Here is a 19357-nt window from a genome sequence, read left to right on the forward strand (position 1 = left end):
TGGCACATCATTTGAAGCGCCGACGATTGGCGAAGGCGACGATGACAGCCGATCTCCCCCCTTGCGGGGGAGATGTCCGGCAGGACAGAGGGGGGTGTCTTGGCGCAGGCCTGGCCTCCTTATGGCTCGGCGAGCACGATGTTCTCCACGCCGCCGACATAGTAGAACGGCTTTTGCCGCGATGACGTCAGCCGCACCACCTCGCGCGAAATGAAATCGGCAAGCCCGAACAGCGTGACGCCGCCATCGGAGGTTTTGGCTTTTCCGCGCAGGCCTTCGAGGATCGAATAGGTGAAGACGCCGTGGCCGAGCTCCGGCAGTTCGGCGGCGGTGTTGTTAGCGGCGGTGGCGGAAAACACGACGATACGCGCGTCCTGCGCATCCTTTTCCAGACGGGGATTGAAGGCGTTGGCGGCATGGCAGGTGTCGAGCAGCATGAAGCGCATGCCCTTGGCCCGTTCGACCGATTTCTGGATGTCCGACCAGTCGACAAGCGAGGAGCGCTTCCAGCGCTCGGCATCCTGTTTGCGGCCATCGGTTGGGATGAAATAGTAGTCCTCGTCGATGTTGATGCCGTGGCCGGCGACGAAGATGATGGTGGTGTCGTGCTCGCCCGGTCTGTCGAGGAAATCGGCGAGCTGATCGTCGATCGTGTGCGAGTCAGGCTCCATGATGCCGTCGGCACTGGCAATGGTGTAGGTCTGTTTGGCCTTGTCGGGGGCCTCGTCGAGCGCCTCGCGGTTGACCAGCACCAGCGATTCCATCGAGGAGAACAACGGCGCGGATTTCTGCGCAATCACCTTGAGGAACTCGGTGGCGTCGTCGACGGGGTAACGCAAATCGCAGGCGTGGCCAGAACAGGCGTCGGTCAGGAACGGATATTTGTCGACACCGATGACCGCGACATAGAGCTTGCCCTTGGCCTCGGCCTTCTCGGTTTTCCTTGCCAGCGCCGTCACGCTGCGTTCGGTCAGATAGCCATACTCGTTGGTGCCGGTGATGCGGATGATATTTTGGCCATTCTCGACCGGTACCTCGACGATGGTGTTGTTGCCGTCCACCGAGCGGTCGGTGACGTCGCCGACATTGCGGCTGTTCGACAGGATCGAGAAGCCGGCGACATCGGTCCCAGCCTCCTTGGCACCTGATATCTCGACGGCGACATAACCATCGCGGACCTTGCTCTGGTCGTCGGCAAGGCGAATGCCGAACTCCGGCGGCTTGCGCTGCAGCAGCTTCTGCAATTCGTTGTCGACGCCTGGCCGCATCTCCATGACCGCCTGCCTGGCGCTACGCAGGATGATTGCGCGGCGCACCATTTCCGGGCTCCAGAGATATTTCTTCAGCTGGCCGGCGCGGATGAAGCGGCCTTCATGATCACGGCCCTGGTTGACCTGCCAGCCGATCAACTTGTCGCCTTCATCCGAGGAATAGTAATAGCCCTGCGGCATCCACGCGATCCATTGCGAGCCGGCAAAGAACATCGACACGATCAGCTCGTGTGTCTTCAGGTTCCACAACCTGAGCGTCTGGTCGGCGCTGCCGGTGACCAGCAGGCCGGCTTTCTCCGCGGCAACCATGGCGTTGATTTCGCCGGTATGGCCGGTGAACTCACCCGACACTTTCGTGGTCGCTGTCCGGTATTCGAGCAGCGTGCCGTCATTGCCGCCGGTGATCACGCCAAGGCCGTTGTCGATCAGCGTATAGGCGGAATGGACGAAGCCGTTGGTGGCATCGTTCTCGATCGAGTGCACCACCTTGCCGCCATTGGCGATCTCCAGCACCGCGTTCTCCAGGGCATCCTTGCCGCCCGTCGTGGCGTGCAGCAACCACTGGCCGTCGGCAAGCGTGGCGCGCGCAAACGGGCCCGGCTCGGCCAGCGGCTGCGGATCATCGAAGAAACGCTCGGTGGTCGGTAATTCGAGCTTTTTGTCCAGTGCGCCCTGTTGTTCAGGACAGGCCACGCGATCGGGACAAGGGTTGGCGTTGCCCCAGGCGATGATGCCGTTCGCCGCGTCGAAGCCGACCGCGGTCACCGGCTCGCCCAATCCTTGCAGCAGAGCCTTGCGCTCGCCGGTCGCTGGGTCCCAGACCTGGATGGCGTTGCGGGTGCCGCCGGCCGTCGCCACCAGCGAGCCATCGGCGTTGGCGGCGCTTGCATGGACCGTGCCGTCATGGCCGGAGTAGTCGAGTGTCTTTTCTCCGGTATCGGTGTTCCAGACGGTCGAGCGATGCTTGTCGGCGCAGCGATAGCCGCAGGAGGCGACCAGCCGCGACCCCTTGGCGAAGGTCAGCGAGCCGATCAGAAAATCCTGCTTCGGCAGGGCGCGCGCCAACGAACCGTCCGCCGCGTGCCAGAGCTGAACCAGGCCGTCCTGGCCGCCGGTGGCAAACAGGTTGCCGTCCTGCGAAGCGGCGAGCGCCATGACGCTGATATCCCTGAGTGGCTCGGCCTCTGCCGGCAGCGCGATCTCCTCGCCCTTCACGACATCCCAGAGCCGGATGCCGTTGTCGGTGGTGGTCGCCGCCAGCCGGGTTCCCGCGGCGGCGAAGGCAAGCTTGTCGATGTGCCAGGAATCGGCGTCGAGTTTCTTGTCCAGGGTCCAGCCGGTCGCTGATTTGTCGTCCAGCCGCCAGAGATAGACGAAGCCGTCGGCGCCACCGGCGGCCAGGGTCTTCCCATCGGGCGAGAAGGCAAGGTCGTAGGTCGCGTAGTCGGCGGCCTTGAGCACGGCCCTCATCTTGCCGGTGGCGAAGTCGAACAGTCTGATGTCGCCATAGGGCGGCTTGTCGCCGAGACTGGCGCCGAAATAACCGCCGGCGGCGATCGTCTTGCCATCCGGCGAGACCGCGACCGCGAAGATCTTGCCGTCGCTGCCATTGCCGAGATAGCCGCGGATGGTGCGCAGCGTCACCCCGCTCCGCCAGTCCCAGATGCGGATAGTCTTGTCATCGGATGCCGAGACGAGGTCCTCGCCATCGGGCGTGAAGGCGAGATCGGTGACCTGAGCGCTGTGGCCGCCGGTGTCGAGGTCCAGATGGAAGTCAGGCGCCTCTTCGGCGCGGACAGCAGATGCGACAACAAGCGACCCCGCCATGGCCAGCCAGCGGCAGGCGCGCGCAAGGCGGACGCTGATCTCGGCTTTTCCCATCGCTATTTCGCTTCGGCGGGCGAGCTATTGCGTACATAGGTCTCGATCGGCAGGGCGAATGTGGGGGAACCCGCCTTGCGCTGCTTGTCGACATAGCCGGCGAAATAGCTCCAGAACGAGACGGCATAGTCGCGGAAATAGGCATCGCTCACTTTGCGCGAACACAGATTGCCGTCGACGCAGAAGGACAGGCGGTTGAGGAAATAGACGATGCGGTCGAAATTGTCGCTGAAATCAGCGAGCGGCATGTCGCCACCGGACGGCGTCATCGCCTCGATGCCGATGCGCTGCCGGAAAACCTGTTCCTCGGTCGGCGACGGGTTGGCGCTGAGCAGATTGTCATATTTGGCGTTGAGCGCCGCAAGACGATCCTTCAGGGCGCGCTGCGCCTGCTGGTAGTCCTTGGTCTCCCAGAGCTCGACCAGCGACATGGTCTGCTCGACGCGCTTCTGTTCCTGGTTGGCCAGGAACTGGTAGATCGAGAACATCAAGGTGAAGATGATGGCGAACCGCACTGCCATGCCCGACCAGGCATAGACCAGCATGCGCCAGTCGCGGTCGGTGAAGGGGTTGCTCTCCTTCTTGATCTCGTGGCTGCTCGGCCACGGAAAGCCCTCGGTGGTCTCCGGCAATGCCGCCTTCGCCGATGCCTTTGCGGTCGCGGCCGGTGCTGCCTGCCTGGTAGTGCCCGCCGGCTTCTTCATTGGCAGCTGTCCAGTTTGATAGTGGCGGAGGGATCGAGAACGATGCCGGGCGCTTCCAGCTGCTCTTTCAGGCAGTCGAGCTGCGGTCGCGAAATCATGAACTGCACGTCCGGCTGCTGCACCGCCTTGTTCGGTGACGGCAGCGCCTCGACCACGCCGCGCGAGGCGCAGCTGCTGAGGTCGACCACGACCGCGTCGCTGCTGCTTTTGGCGATCTGGTCGTACTGATCGAGAAAGCAACTCGCCAGTTCCGAGTTGGTGACGATCTGCTTGGCGCACAGGCCGCAGGCGTCCTCCGCCGAGGCATTGGCGATCAGCAACAGGCCGCCTGCAAGTCCGGCAACCGTTCCGCGCCAGGAAAAAACAGTGTTCTTCAAGACCAATCCTATCTGCTTCATCAAGCCGCTGTGCGCCATGGACGGGCGGGAATGTTCTCATATCGCGCCAATCGCGCAAGAGCCGGCCCTTTTTCCGGCATCCGCTCAGGCGCGCGGCACGGTCTCCATCGGGAAGATCATCACCGCGCCCTTCGGACCACTCTTGTCGGCAAGCCGCATCACCGAACGGGTCGGCGGCGCCATGCCGATGTCGGTCAGCATGTCGGAAAAACTGGCGGGTCCCAGCCCGCGCGTCTTGGAGGCGACGCCGTCCTGCGCCAGGAAGCTCAGATCCTCCTTCTCGCTCTCGGGCGGCGCCTCGGTCAGCACCGCGATCATCCTTTCCATGCCGAAGCTGGTGTCGGTGAAGGCCAGCAGCCCTTCCTCGAGCGTGGCCTGCGGGGCGAGGCGCTCGGCAACGATGTGGGTGATCGAATAGTCGCTGCCGACATAGAGCACGTTGATGTCGACCAACTGGTCCGAGCCGTTTTTCGCCAGCACATGCACCTCGTCGCCCGGCGAGACGCGCGGCACCACCGAAGCCTGCAAGGGTTCGAGACCGTCCTTGTCGCGGCGCTTGACCTGGAACTGGACGTCGACGTCCTCGGGCTTGTAGTCGGAGGCCGCGGCTAGCCGCGAGAGACCGGTGGCGCGGAAGATGGTGCGCAGGTTCCTGGACGTGACATCGACCAGCTTCTGGCGGTCATCCATGTGGATGATGATCAGCGGCGGCCTGCTGCCGTTCTTCAAGGTCACATCACCCGACGCCGGCAGAAACCAGAGCGCCGGCTTGTCGGTCGCGTCCTTGGCGGCACCGGCGATGGCATTCTCGCGCATCACGGCAAAGCGAAGCTCGGCGCTCTTGCCCGCGTCGACCAGCTCGATGTTGAAGCCAGTCTCCTTGGCTGTGGCCAGTTCGTCGAGAACCGAATTGACGAGAGCGTTTTCCTTCTCAAGTCCCTTGGTCGCCGCCGGCCGCGCGACAGTGAGCTTGTAGTCGACGGCGATTTCGGCCACCCGCGCATAGGCATTGGCGGGAATGTCGGCCACCTTCAGCGCCGGCTTGTTATCGAATTCCACCGGCGTGACACGGCTCTCGAGGTTCTTCGCCGATTGCACCTCGAGAAAGCCGACCGCGTCGGAAAGCGACGACAGCGCCGACGGCAGGATGGCGAGCTTGCTGCCTGGGGTGAGGCGATGCAGCAACCCGGCGCCGATCGTCGCTTCGCCGTCCTTGATGACGACAGGCCACTGCATGACAGCGTCCGTCTTGTCCGTGCCGAACACGCGCGCATCGAGCTCTCCCTCGAACAAGGGGGTCGGCCGTGTGCGGCTGTCGGCCGAATATTGCTGCAGAACGGCCTGGCCAAGCTGGCGATAGGTGACGTTGGGGTTCTCGGCCAGCTTCGACAGGATGGTGAAGGTGAACAGGCCGAACCGTGGTGCGTCCGTCGTGCCCTTGGGCAGCGGCATCTCCGGTGTCGTCTCAACCGTCTGCGCGGCATAGAAGGCGACCAGCTTGCCCTTGGTGATCGGCTCGCCGCCGGTCGGGGTCAGGTTGAAGGCGGGCTTGCGCGTGCCGTTCTCGTCGACGCCGCGCGACCCGGCGGCGGATGTCATCTCCTCATAGGTCTTGATCGCAGCGGCCCGCTCGGCCTCGCTGCCGCCCACCAGGTCGGCGAACTCGACCTTGCGCTCCATCTCGTCGTCGACCTCGACGGCGCGTGTCGCGGTGCCGGAATGGCAGCAGTCGAACACAGCCCAGACGAAGGCGCCCTTGTCGCGGATGGCGTCGAGCGCGGCGCCGATCTCGTTGTCGACCAGCGCATTCGGCACGCCAGCATCGCGGTTGATCCATTTGTCGATGTCGACGGGCAGGAAAATCTCGTCGAGCCCGTCGGTCTCGTCGCCCTTGACCCTCTCCGGCTGCTGGGCGCCGTGGCCGGACAGGTGCAGATAAACGAAATCGTCGCGCTGTACCTTGGCGGCGAGGTCGGCGAGTGCCGCCTTGATCGCCGCATGGGTCGGCAAGCCATTGGCGCCGGGCACATCCTTGGCGAGCAGTGTGACATTGTCAGGTGCGAAGCGCACCGGATCGGGCACATTCTTCAAAAGATATTCGTGGACGAGGCCGGCATCGTTCTTCGGCCCGATCAGCCAGTTCCTCTGCGGCAGGTTCGGATATTCCGTGCAGGCAACCAGCAGCGCATGGTAGGTGCGCGATGCGGCCAGCGCCCGAAACGAAACCGTGCCAGCCGCCATCAGCGCCGACGTGCCGACAAGCAGCGTCCGGCGTGTCAATTTGATCATATTGCTTCCCCAAGCCCGATCGAATTTCCCAAGCGAGGCCACCCTCGTCGAGGATTTTGTCAGTATTTTGAATGTCGCCTCGCCATCAACCTACCATCACCATTGTGCCGTCGCGCCATCGAATAGTCGGGACAGCAACAGAAGAGTAGCAAAGGCGCCGGTTCGTCGCTATCTGAATAGGCTCAGGTCGTTTGTATGCGCAAATGGCCTGCGGATGGCGCAAGGCAGGTTGGAACAGGATCATGGCGGCAAGGGATGTGCTGACGAAGAACCAGCTGTGCGTGCTCGAGAAGCTCGAGACGGCCAGCGGGCCGCTCAGCGCCTACACATTGCTCGACCAGCTTCGTGAGCGGGGTTTTCGGGCGCCATTGCAAGTCTATCGGGCGCTCGACACGCTGGTGAAGTCCGGCTTCGTGCACCGGCTGGAAAGCATCAATTCCTTCGTCGCCTGCGCCGAGCCGCATGACCACAGCCATTCGATGACCGCCTTCGCCATCTGCGACACCTGTGGGCAAGTGACCGAAATGTCCGACCACGATGTCGACCATCGGCTCGATGAGTGGGTGCGCTCCACCGGCTTCGCCGCCAAGAAGGCGGTGATCGAATTTCGCGGGACGTGTGCGAAGTGTTTGGCGGAAGCGGCCTAAGGCCTGCCCTTCGTCATCCCAGGGTCTGCGCTCCGCTTCGCGTCGCTCCGCCCTGGGATGACGAACCAAGGCTAGTGCGCCTCGTCCCAGTTGTTGGCCGCGCGGGCGTCGACATGCAGGGGCACCGACATCGATACAGCCGGCATCGCCGCGTTCTCCATGACATGGCGCACGACGGGGATTGTCGCCTCGACTTCGGCCTCGATCGTCTCGAAGATCAGCTCGTCATGCACCTGCAGCAGCATGCGGGCGGAGAGCTTTGCTTTTTCCAGCGCCTCGTCCATGCGCACCATGGCGCGGCGGATGATGTCGGCCGCCGTGCCTTGCAGCCGGGCGTTGATGGAGGCGCGCTCGTTGAACGCGCGGACCGACGGGTTTGACGATCTTATCTCAGGGTAGTGGATGCGGCGACCGAAGATCGTCTCGACGAAGCCGTGCTCGCGGGCATAGGCCTTGGTCTCCTCGATGTAGTCACGGATGCCGGGGAAGCGCTCGAAATATTTCTTGATGTAATTGCCGGCCTCCTCGCGCGGGATCGATAGCTGGTTGGCGAGGCCAAAGGCGGAAATGCCGTAGATGATGCCGAAATTGATGGCCTTGGCGCGCCGGCGTATCTCCGAAGGCATGCCCTCTACAGGCACGTTGAACATTTCCGACGCGGTGATGGCGTGGATGTCGGCACCATCGGCGAAGGCCTGCCGCAGTTGCGGGATTTCGGCGACATGGGCGAGCACCCGTAACTCGATCTGGCTGTAGTCGGCCGAGACCAGTCGGTTGCCCTTGTCGGCGATGAAAGCCGTCCTGATCTTGCGGCCCTCGGCCGTGCGCACCGGAATGTTCTGCAGGTTCGGGTCGGAGGATGACAGCCGGCCCGTCGTCGTCGCGGCCAGCGCGTAGGAGGTGTGGACCCGCCTGGTGTCGGGATGGATGAAGCCGGGCAGGGCATCGGTATAGGTCGATTTCAGCTTGGTCAGCTGGCGCCAGTCGACAATCTTGCGCGGCAGTTCGTGGCCTTCGGCGGCGAGGTCTTCCAGCAACTGCGCCGAGGTCGACCACTGCCCGGTCTTGGTTTTCGAGCCGCCGGGCAGGCCCATGCGGCCGAACAGGATGTCGCCGAGTTGCTTGGGCGAGCCGATGTTGATGCGCTCGCCGACGAGCTGGTAGATTTCCTCTTCGAGGCGGGCCGCACCCTGCGCCAGTTCGCCGGAGAGCCGCGACAGGATCTGCCGGTCAACCGAGATGCCGCGCTGTTCCATGCGTGCCAGCACCGGCACCAGCGGCCGCTCCAGCCGCTCATAGACCGACACCAGCCCCTTTGCGGCAAGCCGAGGCTTTAGCACCAGCCAGAGCCGCAGCGCCACATCGGCATGGCCGGCGGCGTAGGCGGTTGCCTTGTCGATATTGACCTGTTCGAAGCCGACGAAGCTTTTCCCGGATCCCGCCAGTTCCTTGAGCGGCGTCGTCGCGTGGCCAAGCCATTTATCGGACAGCGCCGCCAGGCTATGGCCGCCTGACGTGCCGGCGTCGAGCACGTAGGAGATCAGCATGGTGTCGTCGAAAGGTGCGACGTCGATGCCGTGGCGGCTCATGACGACGAGGCTCGATTTCAGCTCTTGCGCGATCTTGAGAACCGATCTGTCCTCCAGCAGCGGCTTTAGCAGTGCGAGAGCCTCGCGGACCGGGATCTGGTTCTCGAGCGCGCCGCCGCCGAGCAGGTCGCCGTTTCCGCTCTTGTGGGTCAGCGGCACATAGGCGGCGCGGCCGGGTGCGGTGGCCAGCGCGAAGCCGATGAGGTCGGCCTGCATCGGATCGGAAGACGTGGTTTCGGCGTTGAAGGCGACGATGCCAGCCTCCTTCGCCTCGGCTATCCACGCCTTCAGCGTTGCCGCGTCGCGGATGGCGAGATAGGCGCCGGTGTCGATCTTGCGGGCGGCCGCGGCCTCGAGCCGGAGCGCGGCGAGCAGGGAAGGGGTATCGCCGACCTTGGGTTTTTCAGCCGTCGGCACCTGGTCCGCCATGCCGTCTTCACCGGCCCAGTCAGGTCGCGTCTGCGCGGCACCGGGCGTCCCCGCGCCGACATCCGGCCCATGCGCCGAGTCCGCGCGTTCGACGGTCACGGCGACAGCCTGGACATCGCCAGCCTCGGTTCCGGTCGCTTCCGCCACGCGGCGGGTCAGCGAGGTGAACTCCATGGTCTTGAGGAAGCCGATCAGCTTCGGCCCGTCAGGCGCGTGCAGGACGAAGTCGTCCAGCCCCTCGGCCACCGGCACGTCGTTCTTCAGCGTCACCAACTGGCGCGAAATGCGCGCCTTGTCGGTATTGGCGATGATCGATTCGCGTCGCTTGTCCTGCTTGATCTCGCCGGCGCGGGCCAGCAGCGCGTCGAGGTCGCCGAACTGTTCGAGCAGTTGCGCCGCCGTCTTCGGCCCGATGCCGGGCACGCCGGGCACGTTGTCGACCGAGTCGCCGGTCAGCGCCTGCAGGTCGACCATCTTTTCCGGCGGCACGCCCCATTTCTCGATGACTTCGGGAATGCCGATCTGGCGGTCCTTCATCGGGTCGTACATACCGACCGTGTCGCCGACCAGCTGCATCAAATCCTTGTCGGAGGAGATGATGGTGGTGTCGCCGCCCGCTTCACATGCAAGCCTGGCATAGGTGGCGATGAGATCGTCCGCCTCGTAGCCCTCGATCTCGACGCAAGGCAGGTTGAACGCCCTGGTCGCCTGGCGGATCAGGCCGAATTGCGGGATCAGGTCTTCCGGCGGCGCCGTACGGTTGGCCTTGTATTCGGGGTAGAGATCGTTGCGGAAGGTTTTTGACGAATAGTCGAAAATCACCGCGAAATGCGTCGGCACGATACCGACATCGGTGTTGCGGGCATCCAGCATCAGCTTCCACAACATGTTGCAGAAGCCGGAAACGGCGCCGACGGGCAGACCATCGGATTTGCGGGTCAGCGGTGGCAGCGCGTGGTAGGCGCGGAAGATGTAGCCGGAGCCGTCGACAAGGAAGAGATGATCGCCTTTTTTCATGTCGGCAGGGATAGCGCGGGGCCGGCATCGCGTCCACTGACAAGGCTGGTTTTTTGCCGACATCCAGCTTCGCGGATGGCCATCGCGACTGACAGCGAGTTGACAGGTCCGCGTTGCTAGTGGGGCCGGTAGCCGGTCCTGCGGACGGAACCGGTAGACAACCGGAACCCGAGGTTACGATATGATTTCACTGCAGCATGTTCATCCTGTTCTCGTCCACTTCCCTATCGTCTTCTTCCTCACACTCTCGACATGGTCGCCGCATTTCGCGGCAAAGCGGTGACCGGACGTTCATCCGCGGCAAATGCCTCGACCGGGTTGGCCCTCCTGGCCGGGCTTTCCGCTATCGTCACGTACTTCTTCGGCGATCTGGCACTCACAATTGCCGAAAATGGGGGTTCTCGAGCGAGATCGCCGAGATTCATGAAAGTCTCGGCATGGCCACCGCGACTGCCTTTGTCATCTGGGCCGCTGTGCGTGCCTTTCTGTGGTGGCGCGACATTCGATTGAGCGGCCGGCTTGCCGCGGCGGTGCCTGCCTTGGAATTTCTGGGCGCGGCCCTGGTCATGACCACCGCCTACTGTGGCGGCCAGCTGGTTTATGAACTTGGGGTCAATGTCGCCCACGCCGCTGGCTGAACAGCAGCGTTCACGGCCATGTTACAAAAGTGTAATTTTCGCGCCCTTGAATCGCCACGTTCCAAGACACAAATAGACGTCATCGGCAGTTTTCGCCGAAGTCCGGAGTAAGGCCCGTCCCCCGCCTATCCCGGGCAATTGCGGCAGCCTATCCCCCCTCTCCGGGCTGCCGCATCGTTTCGAGTAGAGACCGCCGTGGTTCCCCCTCCACCACGGCGGTCTTTTTTTGTCGTTCGCCAGGCGTTGCCGGCCGTGGTCCAACGGTCTCGGGCTTTTCGTTTTCCCGGTCTGCCTTTACGGTTCCGGCACTGAATCGAAAGGCTTCGCAAATGTCCGCAGTTTCCCCCGTCCTCGACCGTCTCGACAAGAACCTCGACCAGAGCCTCGAACGGCTGTTCGGCCTGCTCAGGATCAAGTCGATCTCCACCGACCCGGCCTATGCCGCCGACTGCCGCAAGGCCGCCGAATGGCTGGTGGCCGACCTCAAGCTGATCGGCTTCGACGCCAGCGTGCGCGACACGCCGGGCCATCCGATGGTCGTTGCGCATCATGACGGACCGGCCGGTTCGCCGCATGTGCTGTTCTACGGCCATTACGACGTGCAGCCGGTGGATCCGATCGAATTGTGGGAAAGCGATCCGTTCGCGCCGGCGATCAAGGAGGTCGAGCCCGGCCACAAGGTGATCACGGGCCGCGGCTCGGCCGATGACAAGGGCCAGTTGATGACCTTCGTCGAGGCTTGCCGAGCCTGGAAGCAGGTGCATGGCAATTTGCCGTGCCGCGTCACCATCCTGTTCGAGGGCGAGGAGGAGTCCGGCTCACCGTCGCTCAAGCCGTTCCTCGAGGCCAATGCCGACGAGCTCAAGGCCGACTTCGCGCTGGTCTGCGATACCGGCATGTGGGACCGCGACACGCCGTCGATCTGCGTCGGCCTGCGCGGGCTGGTCGGTGAGGAGATCACCGTGAAAGCCGCCGACCGCGATCTGCATTCCGGCCTCTACGGCGGGGCGGCCGCCAACCCGATCCGTATCCTGACCAGGGTGCTGGCCGATATCCATGACAAGGATGGCCATATCACCATCCCCGGTTTCTACGACGGTGTCGAGGAAACGCCGTCGCAGATCCTGAAGTCCTGGGAGACGCTGGGCGAGACGGCCGAGACCTTTCTCGGGCCTGTGGGTCTGTCCATCCCATCCGGTGAAAAGGGCCGTTCGGTGCTGGAACTGACCTGGGCGCGGCCGACGGCCGAGTTCAACGGCATCATCGGCGGCTACACCGGCAAGGGTTTCAAGACGGTGATCGCGGCGGAAGCCTCGGCGAAGGTGTCCTTTCGCCTCGTCCACAAGCAGGATCCAAAGAAAATCCGCGCCGCCTTCCAGAAATTCGTCAAGGAGCGCATTCCAGCCGACTGTTCGGTCGAATTCCACCCGCATGGCGGTTCGCCGGCGATCCAGCTTTCCTACGACTCGCCGTTCCTGGCCAAGGCCAAGAACGCGCTGTCCGACGAATGGCCGAAGCCGGCGGTGACGACGGGCAGCGGCGGCTCGATCCCGGTGGTGGGCGACTTCCAGACCTATCTCGGGATGGAATCGCTGCTGGTCGGTTTCGGCCTCGACGACGACCGCATCCATTCGCCCAACGAGAAATACGAGCTCAACTCCTTCCACAAGGGGCAGCGCTCCTGGGCGCGTATTCTGGATGCGTTGACGCGCTAAAGGAGCTTGAGAATCAACTTTATGTTGATTTTTCTGCGGATCGCGGCGAGGACGGAGCGCGCCGCGACCGGAGAAGACAATGGCCGACATCCGTTTCCACAAGAATGACCTGCCCGACCTTTCGCACTACGATGTCGGGGCGGTGGCCATCGACACAGAGACGCTCGGGCTGAACCCGCACCGCGACCGGCTGTGCGTGGTGCAGATCTCGCCGGGCGACGGCACAGCCGACGTCATCCAGATCGCGCCCGGCCAGAAGAAGGCGCCGAACCTGGTCAGCCTGCTGAGGAACCGCGGCATAACCAAGCTCTTCCATTTCGGCCGTTTCGACCTCGCGGTGCTCTACAACGCGTTCGGGGTGATGCCCGAACCGGTGTTCTGCACCAAGATCGCCTCACGGCTGACCCGCACCTACACCGACCGCCACGGGCTGAAGGACATCTGCTTCGAACTTCTCGGCGTCGGCCTGTCCAAGGCGCAGCAATCGTCGGACTGGGCGGCCGAGACACTGTCGCCCGAACAGCTCGAATACGCGGCGTCCGATGTGCTCTATCTGCACCGGCTGCGCGATGTGCTGGCCGGGCGGCTGGCGCGAGAGGGGCGGACAAAGGAGGCCGATGCCTGCTTCCGCTTCCTGCCGACGCGTGCCAAACTCGATCTGATGGGCTGGGACGAAGAGGATATCTTCGCCCACAGCTGACGGCCGTGGCGACCTTCCGCGGCCGACGGCCGGTTTGGAACCAGATGCGAGCCGCCGCGTTCTGTCGGCTCAAAAGGGGATGACATGGCGGACAGAAAACCGATAGCGACCGCGCCGACCGACGGCTCCAAGGTCACCGTGACCTGGAAGGACGGCGACGGCGTCGTCAACGAATCCATCGCGCAATACCGCGACGGCGGCTGGTGGGTCTACACCGACAGCTACACGCAGAAGAAGGTCGAGCCGACAAGCTGGCGCCCTGCCGCAAGCGACGATGATGATCAATGAGCGCACCGCTGGCGAGGCGGACTGCTTTCGAATAGCCTGAGACCGTTGATATCGAGGCCGATTCGGAGCTTTCGGCTCTGCCGTCGCCCTCTAGCTCGGAGGAAATCGTTATGGCTGTCGAAAGCCTTCTCGTGTTCATCATCATCGGTGCCATCGCCGGCTGGCTCGCCGGTCTCATCGTCTCGGGTTTCGGCTTCGGCCTGATCGGTAACATCATTGTCGGCATTGTCGGCGCCTTCATCGCCGGCTGGCTTTTTCCGCGGATCGGCTTCTCCATCGGCGGCGGCATTCTCGCCTCCATCATTCACGCAACGATCGGCGCCATCATCCTGCTGGTGCTGGTCAAGGTCCTGAAACGAGCGTGAGGCTCGACAAAGAAAAGAGCGCGCCGTGAAGCAGAACACACTCTATCTCGTCATTGGCGCGCTCATTGTCGCGGTCATCGCGCTTGGCATCTATGTCTATCGTGAGGAAAGCAAACCCAAGGGGGTTGAGCTCAAGATCGACGACAAGGGCATTTCCATCCAGCAAAACTGACGGCATGGCCGGGGCCGCTATGGCGCCGAGGGTCTCGACAGGGGTCTCACCTGATCACTCCAGACGTCACCGTGCCTGTTGAAAAACACGGATTCCGGCCAGAGATTCAGGGGCTACGCGGGGTTGCCGTCGCTTTCGTCGTGATTTTCCACCTCTGGCCCGCGGCTCTTCCCGGGGGCTATGTAGGGGTCGACGTTTTCTTCGTCATCTCGGGCTTCCTCATCACCGGCTTGCTTGCCCGCATGGCGATCGCCGGTGGCCATGTCTGGCTGATCGCATTCTATTCACGGCGGGTGCGGCGACTGCTGCCGGCGGCGCTGCTGGCCCTTCTCGCGACGCTGGCGGGAACGCTGTTTTTCCTGTCCAGGGCGCGATGGGAAGAAACGGCAATCCAGGTCGCCGCCAGCGCGCTCTATGTGCAGAACTGGCGACTTGCGTGGCAAGCGGTCGACTATCTCGGATCGGAGGAAGCGGCGAGCCCGGTACAGCACTACTGGTCGCTCTCGATCGAGGAGCAGTTCTACATCGTCTGGCCGTTGCTGATGGCGGCAACCATCTGGCTGGCTCGACGCCTGGGACAGTCCACGAAGGGCGCTTTGCGCGCGGCGCTCTTCCTCGTTTTCATTGGATCACTGCTCGCCTCGGTGCTGATCACCCGGACCGATCCGGCCGAAGCCTATTTCGTTACCCACACCCGCCTCTGGGAACTGGCGCTCGGCGGGCTCTTGGCGCTGACGATCGACCGTTTTACGGCAGTGTTGCCATTGCGCGCGGCGATGATGATGATTGGCATTGGCGCCATCGTGGTTGCAGCGATTTTCTTTTCCGCTTCGACGCCATTTCCGGGCGCATACGCGTTGCTGCCGACGCTCGGGACGGTGCTGATCATTGCGGCCGGCGATATCCGGGTTGGCCGGTTTCGCGGGCTCGACGTCGCCGCGCTTCGCTATATCGGCGACCGCTCCTATTCGATCTATCTGTGGCACTGGCCGTTGATCGTTTTCTATTCGGCACACCGCCCCGCAGTCAGGCTCCTTGCTGGCCTCGGGCTGCTCGTGGTGACGCTTGCGATCTCGCACCTGTCCTACCGATACGTCGAACAGCGGTACCGCCGGCCGCGGTCAGACGTTGAATGGCGCCCCCTGATCTACGGTTCGGCCGCCATTGCCGTCTGCGTGATGGCGGCCGGCGGCCTCGGCTACGCGCCCGACCGTCAAGACCTCGATATCAGCCTGATCGGAACCCCCAACTACCCGGGGCCGGCCGCGCTGCTTGCCAACGCCGTCGTTCCGCCCGGCGTGGACCTGATTCCACCGCTGGGCAAATTCAAGAATGACGTGCCGATCGTCTACCGCTCGAAATGTCATCAGCAGCAGGATAGCACGCAGGCCGTCGGCTGCCAGCTCGGCGACCCGAATGGCGCCAGGACCGTGGTCGTCGTTGGCGATTCGCACGCCGCGCAATGGATCCCGGCCATCGACAAGATTGCCAGGGACCACAAATGGAGACTGGTCACCTTCACCAAGGCGGCTTGCCCTTTCACCCGTGTGATGGTGACGGACAACGGCAAGCCGTATGAAGCCTGCGCGAAGTGGCGCGACAATGTGCTGGCCGAGATCGGGAAGCTGCGGCCGAATCTGATGTTTACCAGCCAGTCCAATTATACCAGCACCCCGGAGCCGGCGATGGTTGAAGGTCTGCGCGGCATCTGGAGCGAGTTGAATGCGGCGGGCGTCCACATCATCGCCATCAGGAACACGCCGTTCGTCAAGTTCGACCCCGGCGACTGTCTGGCCGCCAATCCCGACAAATGCGTCACCGCGCGACAGGAAGTGGAGGCTAGAAACATCTTTGCCCTCGCCGCCGAGACGCTGCCGGGGGTCCGTGTCATCGACATGAACGATGCCCTCTGCACCAGGGACAACTGCTCGGCCGTCGTCGGCAACATCATCGTCTGGCGCGACTACCACCACATGACGGCGACCTACGCGCTGGCGCTGGCGCCGTATCTGGCAAAGGCAGCGGGTCTCTAGCGTGCGCACGAAGATACCCTCGATCGACGCCAAGGCCAGCGAAGCGTCGGTGCTCGGTGGCGTTGAAAATTGCCGGCAAGGCGAGGCCATTGCATCGGCGCAGCGACGCAAGAGAGGCCAACCCGGCATGGAATTAGAATGACGGATCGACGCTTCGGCGCTATGATGCTGACATAGGGCGTTTGGGGCCAACCAACCTGACCATTAGGAGGTTGCCATGAAGCACCAAACACTGGACCAACTGCATGCAGTGGCCGAGATCAACACGACACAGCCGGTAATGAGCCGAACCCAGCGCCTCGTACGTTGGGCCGAACTCCTTGAACGTGAGCCCAGCCGGCTCCTGACCGCGCTTGCCGGGACCGAATACCGTGCGCCGCCGGAGCGCGATCTCATGCGAGGCGATGGCTCGCCGATAGCGGTCGCCTTCACGGATCCCATTTTGCATGACGAGGGTCTGAAAGACGACAGCTATGGCGAAGCCAAGCGCTTCTTCGAACTGACTGACCACCAACTGCACGAGATCGTCTGCTACTGCCATGTCGGCGAGATGATGCAATCGTCCAGGGCAGCGCTTTCCGTTCGTGCGGCGATTGGCTGACGCATGTCCACCAGGTGATCACCTGGTACCGGGATGATTTAGGGCGCGGTCGAACGCGAAGCTGCAACCGTGTGCGATCGCGTCCTAACGAGGAACAAGTTTGCGACTGCCTCCCGGGGCTTGGCGCCCGGACAAAATGTTACGGTTTCTGATTGCTCTGTTCTCGAGGTGTGACCGCCTGGCAGCGTCAAAATCAGGGTCACGAACAGACCGGTAACGGGCAGCCTGCCAAGCATTTGATTATCAATCGCTTTGAATTTTTCCGACTTAACCCGCCCTTAAATCGCCGCATCTACTCTTCAACCCGACGCCATAGTCACCGGGACAGACAGCACAGCGCATGGCGAACCGCAGGGACAGCCGCATAGAACCCAGCTTCGAGGGACCGCCGCGAGCGGGATCCTCGACAGGTCTTTCGGTGAGCGAGGAGGATCGCGTCGTGCCAAGCAACCGCAAAGCCCCCGCAAAACGCAAGCCGGCCAAGGGGAAGTCATCGCGTGGCGGGCGCGGCAGGAGCCGGCGCGGTCTTTTCGGCGTGCTCGGCCGGCTGTTCTACTGGTGCTTCGTGCTCGCCATCTGGGGCGGCATCGCGGTGGCCGGCATCGTCGTCTATTACGGTGCCAAGATGCCGGCGGCGACGACCTGGTCGATCCCCGACCGCGCGCCCAACATCAAGATCGTCTCGGTCGACGGCCAGTTGCTGGCCAATCGCGGCATGAGCGGCGGCGAGGCCGTCGGCCTGCACGAAATGTCGTCCTATATCCCCGAGGCCGTCATCGCCATCGAGGACCGCCGCTTCTACTCGCATTTCGGCATCGACCCGATCGGCCTGTCGCGCGCCATGGTAACCAACCTGGTTGGCGGGCATTTCTCGCAGGGCGGTTCGACGCTGACGCAGCAATTGGCCAAGAACCTGTTCCTGACGCCCGACCGCACGCTGGAGCGCAAGGTGCAGGAGGTGCTTTTGGCGCTGTGGCTGGAGCACAAGCACACCAAGGACCAGATCCTCGAAATGTACCTCAACCGGGTCTATTTCGGTTCCGGCGCCTATGGCGTCGAAGCGGCTTCGCGGCGTTATTTCGGCAAGAGTGCGCGCGACGTCACCCTGTCGGAAGCCGCATTGCTTGCCGGCCTGCTCAAGGCGCCGTCGCGGCTGTCGCCGGCGCGCGATCCGAAGGCCGCCGAGGAGCGCTCGCAGCTGGTGCTCGCCGCCATGCGCGACGAGGGCAAGATCAGCGACAAGGAACTGAAGATGGCGCTGAGCGCGCCGGCGACGCGCTCGCCGTCTTACTGGACCGGCTCGGAGAATTACGTCGCCGACACCATCATGGAAGAACTGCCCGACCTGATCGGCGACGTGCGCGGCGACATCGTCGTCGACAGCACGGTCGACCTGACGCTGCAAAAGCTTGCCGAACAGTCGATCCGCAGGCTGATCGACGAAAGCGGCAAAAAGCTCAACGTTACCCAGGGCGCCCTGGTGTCGATCGACGATTCCGGCGCGGTGCGCGCCATGGTCGGCGGCTATGACTATTCGACCAGCCAGTTCGACCGTGCCTCGGAAGCGCGACGCCAGCCGGGTTCGGCGTTCAAGCCGTTCGTCTATATGGCTGCCCTCGAGGCCGGCCGCACGCCGGACAGTGTGCGCAACGACGCGCCAATCAAGATCGGCAACTGGACGCCCGATAATTACGGCGGCAAGTATTTCGGCAAGGTGACACTGGCGACCGCATTGGCCAAATCGCTGAACTCGGTCGCTGCCCAATTGACCATGGAGGTCGGGCCGAACGCCGTGGTCGAGGCGGCGCACCGCATGGGCATCCAGTCCGACCTGCTGGCCAACACCTCGATCGCACTTGGCACCTCGGAGGTGACGCCGCTGGAACTCACCTCGGCCTATGTGCCGTTCGCCAATGGCGGCTACAAGCCGGACATCCATTTCATCCGCCGCGTGACCACCACCGGCGGCAAGGTGCTCTACGACAGCGGTGGCGGCAGCGCGCCGCGTGTCGTCAAACCCGAGATCGTCGGCATGATGAACTCGATGATGACGGGCACGGTCGAGACCGGTACGGCGAAGAAGGCTGCTTTCGCCTGGCCGTCGGCCGGCAAGACCGGCACCAGCCAGAATTCGCGCGACGCCTGGTTTGTCGGCTATACCGCAAATCTCACCACCGGCGTCTGGTTCGGCAACGACGACGGCACGCCGATGAAGAAGGTCACCGGCGGCGCGCTGCCGGCGCAGGCCTGGCACGAGTTCATGGTCGCCGCGCATGAGGGCGTGCCGGTGCGGCCGCTGCCCGGCACCTGGAAATCGACGCCGGCCGACACCATCGTGCCGGACGAGATACCGTCGGCAGACAACTCGCAGCCGGCACCGGTGCCGTCCGCGTCGGTCGGCCAGCAGGCGCCCGCGGTTTCCGCGGCGCCGCCACCCGCGCCGGTTCGCGTCGCGCGCCCGGCCCAGACCGTCGATGCCGAGGGCCTCGGCATGCCGGAGGACGGCGGCGCCACTGCGTCGATCAAGCACCCGGTGCCACCGGGCAATGTCGGTGGTCCGCTCAAGAAGCGGCAGACCTCGATTCTGGATATCCTCGGCGGCGGTTGATCCGCCTCTCGC

The 19357-nt window shown here is 63.6% G+C and carries 16 protein-coding genes; 10 read left to right on the plus strand and 6 right to left on the minus strand.

Features of this window, described 5'->3' with window-relative positions; all coding sequences use genetic code 11:
• Positions 1-119: 119 nt before the first annotated feature.
• The 4 genes from AC56QQ_RS07510 to AC56QQ_RS07525 form a co-directional block, all read right to left on the minus strand.
• A complete protein-coding gene (locus AC56QQ_RS07510; protein WP_497126166.1) occupies positions 120-3152 on the minus strand; it encodes a caspase family protein in 3033 nt (1010 codons plus the stop codon).
• A gap of 2 nt (positions 3153-3154) precedes the next feature.
• A complete protein-coding gene (locus AC56QQ_RS07515) occupies positions 3155-3856 on the minus strand; it encodes a DUF4760 domain-containing protein (protein WP_497126168.1) in 702 nt (233 codons plus the stop codon).
• Positions 3853-4176 carry a hypothetical protein gene (locus AC56QQ_RS07520; RefSeq protein ID WP_497126171.1) on the minus strand — a complete coding sequence of 108 codons (324 nt, stop codon included), beginning with the start codon at positions 4174-4176 and terminating at the stop codon, positions 3853-3855. The genes AC56QQ_RS07515 and AC56QQ_RS07520 overlap by 4 nt, the downstream gene beginning before the upstream one ends.
• Before the next feature lie 162 nt (positions 4177-4338).
• Positions 4339-6543, minus strand: coding sequence for a caspase family protein (locus tag AC56QQ_RS07525; RefSeq protein ID WP_497126173.1), 2205 nt, complete (start codon positions 6541-6543; stop codon positions 4339-4341).
• 242 nt (positions 6544-6785) lie between these two features.
• Between AC56QQ_RS07525 and AC56QQ_RS07530 the strand changes: the two genes are divergently transcribed.
• A complete protein-coding gene (locus AC56QQ_RS07530; protein ID WP_256751620.1) occupies positions 6786-7190 on the plus strand; it encodes a Fur family transcriptional regulator in 405 nt (134 codons plus the stop codon).
• Positions 7191-7261: 71 nt separating this feature from the next.
• On the opposite strand, the gene polA is transcribed toward AC56QQ_RS07530, so the two are convergent.
• Positions 7262-10225 carry a DNA polymerase I gene (polA, locus tag AC56QQ_RS07535; protein ID WP_497126175.1) on the minus strand — a complete coding sequence of 988 codons (2964 nt, stop codon included), beginning with the start codon at positions 10223-10225 and terminating at the stop codon, positions 7262-7264.
• Positions 10226-10464: 239 nt separating this feature from the next.
• Positions 10465-10650 (minus strand): hypothetical protein, encoded by a 186-nt coding sequence (locus AC56QQ_RS07540; protein WP_497126177.1) that lies wholly within the window; start codon positions 10648-10650, stop codon positions 10465-10467.
• A gap of 12 nt (positions 10651-10662) precedes the next feature.
• Between AC56QQ_RS07540 and AC56QQ_RS07545 the strand changes: the two genes are divergently transcribed.
• From AC56QQ_RS07545 to AC56QQ_RS07585, 9 genes are all read left to right on the plus strand, one after another.
• Positions 10663-10863 (plus strand): hypothetical protein, encoded by a 201-nt coding sequence (locus AC56QQ_RS07545; RefSeq protein WP_497126179.1) that lies wholly within the window; start codon positions 10663-10665, stop codon positions 10861-10863.
• Between the two features lie 329 nt (positions 10864-11192).
• Entirely contained in the window at positions 11193-12578 is a 1386-nt protein-coding gene (locus AC56QQ_RS07550) for a M20/M25/M40 family metallo-hydrolase (protein WP_489863303.1), read from the plus strand.
• Positions 12579-12657: 79 nt separating this feature from the next.
• Positions 12658-13278, plus strand: a complete 621-nt coding sequence (locus tag AC56QQ_RS07555) for a ribonuclease D (RefSeq protein ID WP_489863302.1) — start codon at positions 12658-12660, stop codon at positions 13276-13278.
• Positions 13279-13362: 84 nt separating this feature from the next.
• On the plus strand, positions 13363-13566 hold the full coding sequence (locus AC56QQ_RS07560; RefSeq protein WP_497126181.1) for a hypothetical protein: 204 nt from the start codon (positions 13363-13365) through the stop codon (positions 13564-13566).
• Positions 13567-13676: 110 nt separating this feature from the next.
• Positions 13677-13931, plus strand: coding sequence for a GlsB/YeaQ/YmgE family stress response membrane protein (locus AC56QQ_RS07565; protein WP_091583325.1), 255 nt, complete (start codon positions 13677-13679; stop codon positions 13929-13931).
• 25 nt (positions 13932-13956) lie between these two features.
• Positions 13957-14103 (plus strand): hypothetical protein, encoded by a 147-nt coding sequence (locus AC56QQ_RS07570; protein ID WP_091583322.1) that lies wholly within the window; start codon positions 13957-13959, stop codon positions 14101-14103.
• A 71-nt stretch (positions 14104-14174) separates the two neighbouring features.
• Positions 14175-16136, plus strand: a complete 1962-nt coding sequence (locus AC56QQ_RS07575; protein WP_497126184.1) for an acyltransferase family protein — start codon at positions 14175-14177, stop codon at positions 16134-16136.
• A 217-nt stretch (positions 16137-16353) separates the two neighbouring features.
• A complete protein-coding gene (locus tag AC56QQ_RS07580) occupies positions 16354-16737 on the plus strand; it encodes a hypothetical protein (protein ID WP_497126186.1) in 384 nt (127 codons plus the stop codon).
• A 340-nt stretch (positions 16738-17077) separates the two neighbouring features.
• Positions 17078-19345, plus strand: coding sequence for a transglycosylase domain-containing protein (locus AC56QQ_RS07585; RefSeq protein WP_497126188.1), 2268 nt, complete (start codon positions 17078-17080; stop codon positions 19343-19345).
• Positions 19346-19357: the final 12 nt, after the last annotated feature.

This window comes from Mesorhizobium sp. RCAM 05099 (genome assembly GCF_059683685.1).